Source organism: Henriciella sp. (assembly GCF_049649345.1).
Taxonomy (GTDB): Bacteria; Pseudomonadota; Alphaproteobacteria; order Caulobacterales; family Hyphomonadaceae; genus Henriciella.
Window position 1 is genome coordinate 1 of sequence record NZ_JBARZC010000061.1, and the last position, 4,735, is coordinate 4,735.

5 protein-coding genes are annotated in these 4,735 nt (G+C 61.1%); 2 read left to right on the plus strand and 3 right to left on the minus strand.

The annotated features are described in order from the left end of the window. Positions 1–918: YihY/virulence factor BrkB family protein (locus WA989_RS01495; RefSeq protein ID WP_424338762.1), on the minus strand; the 918-nt coding region annotated here is incomplete at its 3' end. Between the two features lie 106 nt (positions 919–1,024). On the opposite strand from WA989_RS01495, the gene WA989_RS01500 reads away from it, so the two are divergent. Further along, positions 1,025–1,216: a lipopolysaccharide assembly protein LapA domain-containing protein gene (locus WA989_RS01500; protein ID WP_424338763.1), complete on the plus strand. Its 192-nt coding sequence runs from the start codon at positions 1,025–1,027 to the stop codon at positions 1,214–1,216. Positions 1,217–1,420: 204 nt separating this feature from the next. Continuing rightward, complete coding sequence (locus WA989_RS01505; protein ID WP_424338764.1) at positions 1,421–2,611, plus strand: S41 family peptidase; 1,191 nt, start codon at positions 1,421–1,423, stop codon at positions 2,609–2,611. Here WA989_RS01505 and WA989_RS01510 read toward each other — a convergent pair whose 3' ends face one another. Both WA989_RS01510 and WA989_RS01515 read right to left on the minus strand, forming a co-directional pair. Continuing rightward, entirely contained in the window at positions 2,612–4,183 is a 1,572-nt protein-coding gene (locus WA989_RS01510; RefSeq protein ID WP_424338765.1) for a mechanosensitive ion channel family protein, read from the minus strand. Beyond that, positions 4,174–4,735, minus strand: a 562-nt coding sequence (locus tag WA989_RS01515) for a CorA family divalent cation transporter (RefSeq protein WP_424338766.1), incomplete at its 5' end; no start/stop codon positions are given. The genes WA989_RS01510 and WA989_RS01515, both read right to left, overlap by 10 nt.

Sequence of the window (4,735 nt, forward strand, 5' to 3'; positions counted from 1 at the left end):
GGTCTCATGTGCGGTTTCGGTTGTCAGCCCGCGCTCCTGGCGGCTGACGACGCCGTTCAGCTCGGCGCCGACGCAAACCGCGAAGGCTGACAGCCAGAGCCACATCAGAAGCGCGGCCACTGCGCCAAGCGAACCGAAGGTCTCGTTATAGTCAGCAAACGAAGACAGGTAGAAGGAAAAGGCGATGGAGGCGATGAGCCAGATCAAGGCAGCCGCAATGGCACCCGGCAGGATCCGGCGCGTGCCGGCCTCGTGATGGCGAACCCCGTTCGGCCGGGCGGTGCGCAGGAAGGCATAGATGCCGCCGAGAAACAGCGCGATCAGGCCGAGCCATCTGGCGATCCTGATCAGCGCGTCAAAGAATGCGCCGAGCTGCAACGCCTCGATGATGGGCGGCACAGCGCCAATGGCGGCCAGCGAGACGATCGCGAAGACGATGGCGCCCGCTGTGAAGCCGAGGGCAAGCAGGTTCTGCGCGACGAAGCCGCGCTTGCTCGGTCGGTCATAGGTGATCTCGATGGCCTGGAGGAGCGCATTTGCCCCGCGCGAGGCCGACCAGAGCGCCACGACGAGCGACAGCAATGCGCCCCAGGACAGGCCGCTCGACTGCGACTCGGCAATCCGGATCATCTGTTCGGTGAGAAGGCTGTAGGCCTCATCGGGCACGACGCCGCGCATGACTTCAAAATATTCGCGAAGGTCCGCCGAAGAGGTGAACAGGCCCCAGACCATGAGGGCGCAGGCGATGGCCGGGAAGACGGAGAGGAAGCCGTAAAACGCGACCCCGCCAGAGACGAGCGCTACATCGTCGCGTCCGATTCGGCCAAGCGTGCGCCCAGCGACAGTCGTTACAGGGGCGACGTGCCTCTGATAGCCATCCGAGCGCCTGAATTTATTGAAACTTTCCATCCACTGCATGAGAGTCCAAACGCGCGAGCGTCATGCGGCGTTCCGGCGAGGCGGGCTTGACCGGGCCGGGGCACCGGCTTCCTATCAGCGCAGGACAAGACAAAAGAGGCCCTCGATGAAATCTGCAAAGACATGGCTCGCCCTGATCCTGCTCGGCCTTCTCGCGATATTCGCGGTCCAGAACATCGCCATTATCGAGGTCAAATTTCTCGGAACGGGGTTTGAGACGCGGCGCATCTTTCTGATCCTCATCAGCGTGCTGGTCGGTTTTGCGCTTGGCAAGGCGGTCCGGTTTCGCCGCGGCTGACCGGGCGCGCTGTCAATTGTCTGCCGGGCGAGATGGACATCGGGCCTGTCTCGCATCAGATTTGGGGTGGGAAAGCAGGGGTTTTTCTCTGTTGAGGATGCAGCACTGATCATCAAGACCTTCTCATTTTCAGATCGTCTGCGGCGGGCCGTCCGTTACCCCGTTTTTACCCTGCTTTTAGCCTCCTTCTGGACGGGCCTTGGTGTGGCAGACAGCGGCGGGAACGCTGCCGCAGAAGTCGCCGAAACCCGGACGGAAATCGAACAGGACGTTCTCGCCTTTTGCGAGCTTGTCCGCGCCCGCTACGCCTATATCGATAGCCGCCGCGAGGTCTGGGACGAGACCTGCGACATGGCGCGTGAAGAAGCCCAGCTTGCCAAGGCCCAGACGCCGTCCGGCCATCTCGCCCTGCTCGAACGCATGGTCGACCAGCTGCACGACAATCATGTCTCGCTAAATACCAATTCCGCCGTGTCACCGCGGCTCGTCCCGTCCGGAAGCGATGTCTGGCTGAGCCTTGATGGCGGGGTCGCCAAAGTCCACGCCGTTCGTCCGCTCTCAGGCGCATCCGTTGCCGGCCTGAAAGTCGGCGATGCCGTTACGCACCTGAACGGCGTCCCTGTCCTCGCTGCCGCCACAGCGCGCATACTCGCCGCCCGCGGTACCGTGACCTCACAGCGTCTCGACTGGGCGATCAATGCGCAGGCCGCAGGCTATCGCGGCGCGCCTCGCATCGCTTCGGTGCTGCGGGATGGCGAAATAATTGAACTCGACCTTGGCGTACCTGAACCGGCGGCACCGCCCCACAAGGTGAGCTGGCGACGCCTGCCTGGGAATATCGGTTATATCCGGATTGAGGACTCGCTGGGCGATGAGGCCACGATCGAGGCGTTCGACGATGCGCTCGCAGAGCTGAAAGATGCGCGGCGTTGGGTGATCGACCTGCGCAATACGCCCGGCGGCGGCAATACCGGCGTCGCCGAGCCGATCATGGGGCGTTTCATTCGCGGCGTGAAACCCTATCAGCGCTCCGGTCCGCGCTGGCATGGCCAGCCGGTGCGCTATGTCGCCTCGCGCGGGCCGTGGCGGGCGCGCGGCAAGGTCGCGGTGCTGGTCGGGCGCTGGACGGGCAGTATGGGCGAGGGGATGGCGGTCGGCTTTGATGGCCTGCGACGGGCACGCGTTTTCGGCTCAGACATGGCGGGCCTTGCCGGTGGGGTCGAGGGTTTCAACCTGCCTGGCAGTGGCATCGGTGTGCGTTTCCCGACCTATGACCTTCTGCACATCAAAGGTCAAAGCCGGCATGAGTGGTCTCCGCCTTATCGGGTGATCGCAGACAACGGGGATGGGCCAGATCTTGCGCTTGAGGCCGCGCTGGAATGGCTGAGACGGTAATCAGTCGCCTCCGTCTCCATCGCCATCATCGCCTTGCGAAAGCTCGGTTGAGCCGCCTGTTGGTTCTGACTTTGCTGATGACTTTTCTTCCGAGGCGGCCGGGCCTGCTTCTGGCTTTGCGTCGCTGACGCGCGCACCATCCTTGAGCATGACAAATTCGCCGGTGTTCCTGAAATTGATATCGCGCTGCGGGAACGGGATCTCGATCTCGTATTTGTAGAGCGCTGTGTGCAGCTCCCAGTAATAGTCCGCCTTGACGCGCGCCGGCTTTTTCACCGCCTCTTCGGTGAGCCAGACCACGAGTTCGAAGTCGAGGCTGGAATCGCCAAAGCCCGTCAGCCAGACCTGCGGCTCGCGTCCTGGAATGCCGCTGAATGTCCACTCAACAGCCTCTCCGGCCTCAAGCGCGGCCTTTTTCACAAGTTCCTTGTCGGTGCCATAAGCAACGCCGAATTCAATCCGCATGCGGCGGCGCGCATCGCGCAGCGTCCAGTTGATGACCTGCGCCTTGATGAACTCCTCATTGGGGACGAGGATATCGACATTGTCATTGGTGGTGATCAACGTGGAGCGGATGTTGATCTCTTTCACCAGACCCGTCACGCCAGACTGAAGCTCGATGAAATCGCCGACTTTCACCGACCGCTCGAACAGGATGATGATGCCTGAAATGAAGTTCGAGAAGATGGACTGAAGCCCGAAACCGATACCGACGCCGAGAGCGCCGCCAAAGACTGTGAGCGCGGTGAGGTTCACGCCGAGCGTCGACAGCGCGATCAGGATGGCGGCCGCCATGAAGCCAACCTTCAGGACCTGCCCCAGCAGACCTGCCATGGATGGGTTCAGCGTCTTGGTTGATTTCAGCTGGGATTGCGCTGCATCGCCTGCCACGCGGCCAAGCCAGAGGGCGACGATCGCAATGAAAATCGACGTGATGACCCGCATCGCGGTAATCTGAACGCCGCCGACCGAGAAGGCGGCTGCGTTAAGGGCGTCTACCACGGGGTCGAGCAGGCGCAGGATGTAAAGCGCCGCTATGGTCCAGGCAAGAATTGCGATGAAGCCCTGCCAAAAGCCGGGTTTCATGTTGGAGGTCACGAAGCGGACCACGATCCATGCGTTCAGCAGGCTGGCAGCCACACGCAGGCCTTCATTGCGCATTTCCAGCGCTTCAAAAACCGCGGTTCCGATCCACAGAAAGACGACCGTAAAAGCCGGCCACAAAATACGCGCGACCGAATTTATCAGCCGGTAGATGATGTCCTTGTGTTCGCGCTCCTCAGCTGCCTTGCGAAGGCGCCCGGCCGGAAACCGCGACAGGACATAGCCGAGAAGAATGGCGCCAAGGACTGCGAGCACCTGCCAGAGCGACCCCCAGGAGATGAAGTTCTCCTGAAAGGCCTGGAAGCCCTCGATCGCCTGCTGCTTTATGCTTTCCCAGTCGAGATGAGCCTCGATAATATCGCCATTCTCGCTGCCGGTTTCGCTTGATGAAGACTCTGTCTCCTCACCTGGCGTGTCACCGCTCTGCGCCTGCTGGGCAAAGGCCGAGATGATGCCTGCTAGAGCCATTTAAGTTTCCTGAATATCCAGAATTGTACGCCCATGAGGCCAATCAGCATGCCGACTGTGATCCAGAAGGCGTAGCCTGACTCGACACCGGGCATGCCGCCGACATTGATGCCAAGGAGGCCGGTCACGAAACCGAGCGGCAGAAACACGGCCGCCACGATGGACAGCATGTACATGGTCTGATTCATCTTTGCCGCAGCGCGGTTGTTGAGATCGTCCTGAAGCACCAGCGCGCTTTCCTTCGACACATCGAGATCGTCGAGATAGCGCTGCAGGCGTTCCCCCGTTTCGTGGAGATCGGTGAGATTCTGCTCTGTCAGCCAGCTCGTCGGGGTACGCTGCATGCTGAGCAAGGCATCGCGCTGGGGCGACATGTATCGTTTGAGGGCGAGGCAGTTGCGGCGGATGTCGGCGATCTCGGACAACAATTCGTCAATGTCGCTTTTTTCATCGTTTTCCATCTCATCGATCCGACCGTTCATGTCGAGAATCGAGAGGTTCATTTTCACGACCATTCTCTCGCAAAGTTCGGTGAACAGGTCGCCGCAACTG